This is a genomic window from Micromonospora sp. NPDC057141, from assembly GCF_042670805.1.
Taxonomy (GTDB): Bacteria; Actinomycetota; Actinomycetes; order Mycobacteriales; family Micromonosporaceae; genus Micromonospora.
In genome coordinates, this window is record NZ_JBHUVA010000172.1 from 1 (window position 1) to 1,450 (window position 1,450).

The window sequence follows — 1,450 nt, forward strand, 5'->3', positions numbered from 1 at the left end:
GAGCAATGCTCGAAACCTGTGGATGAGCGTCGGGAGGCGTACCCTCCCGACGAGTTCCAAGCCAGGAATCGAGTAGAGCCCGCGCGCCAACGCGGGTGGGGAGGGTACGCCCGTGCTTACGGTAGTCAACCCGGAAGAGCCGACGCCAGCGGTGGTGTCTGAGCCGGTCGTGTCCGGTGGCTCGTTGATCGATGAGATCGTGCGTGACGGCGCCCGCCGGATGCTGGCGGCGGCGTTGGAGGCTGAGGTCGCCGCGTATGTCGCCGCGTACGCGGGCGAGTTGGATGAGCAGGGACGCCGCCTCGTCGTGCGTAACGGTCATGCCCGGCCGCGGCAGGTGCTCACCAGCGCCGGCGCGGTCGAGGTCGTGGCGCCGCGGGTCAACGACAAGCGCGTGGAGGAGGCCACCGGTACGCGCAAGCGGTTCGCCTCGGCGATCCTGCCCGCCTGGTGCCGCAAGTCGCCGCGGATCAGCGAGGTGTTACCGCTGCTCTACCTGCACGGGCTCTCGTCGTCCGACTTTGTGCCCGCGTTGCAGCAGTTCCTCGGCACCAGTGCGGGGCTGTCTGCGGCGACGATCACCCGGCTGACCGTGCAGTGGCAGGACGAGGCCCGCGCCTTCCACGGGCGGGACCTCTCCGGCGTCGACTACGTCTACCTGTGGGCCGACGGCGTGCACCTGAACGTGCGCCTGGACGAGGTGAAACTGTGCCTGCTGGTCATGGTCGGCGTGCGCGCCGACGGCCGTAAGGAACTCGTCGCGCTCACCGAGGGCTACCGCGAGTCGACCGGCTCCTGGGCGGACCTGCTGCGCGACTGCAAGCGCCGCGGCATGCACGCCCCGGTCCTGGCCGTCGGGGACGGGGCCCTCGGGTTCTGGAACGCGCTGCGTGAGGTGTTCCCGGAGACACGGGAGCAGCGTTGCTGGTTCCACAAGATCGCCAACGTGCTGTCCGCGCTGCCGAAGTCCGCCCATCCCGGGGCGAAGAAGGCCCTGGCCGAGATCTGGAACGCCGAGGACCGTGACCACGCCCGCCGGGCGGTGGCCGCGTTCAGGCTCGCCTACGGCGCGAAGTTCGGCAAGGCCGTCGCCAAGGTCGTCGACGACCTCGACGAGTTGCTGGCCTTCTACGACTTCCCGGCCGAGCACTGGGTGCACCTGCGCACCACCAACCCGATCGAGTCGACGTTCGCCACGGTCCGGCACCGCATCAAGGTCACCAAAGGGCCTGGCTCGAAGGCAGCCGGCCTGGCCATGGCGTTCAAGCTGATCGAAGCCGCTCAACAGCGGTGGCGGGCGGTCAACGCACCACACCTGGTCGCCCTGGTCCGCGCCGGCGCCCGCTTCGAACGCGGCAAACTCGTCGAACGCCCCACCGCCGAGCCGGTCACGACCGACACCGCAGCCGCCTGATCAAGATTCCTCATCCACAAGTCTTGACTATTGCTC

General features: G+C 69.1%; 1 protein-coding gene. It reads left to right on the top strand.

Annotated elements, in window-relative coordinates; genetic code table 11:
• Positions 1–112 precede the first annotated feature (112 nt).
• Positions 113–1,414 carry an IS256 family transposase gene (locus ACFT41_RS32285; protein WP_377590540.1) on the top strand — a complete coding sequence of 434 codons (1,302 nt, stop codon included), beginning with the start codon at positions 113–115 and terminating at the stop codon, positions 1,412–1,414.
• Positions 1,415–1,450: the final 36 nt, after the last annotated feature.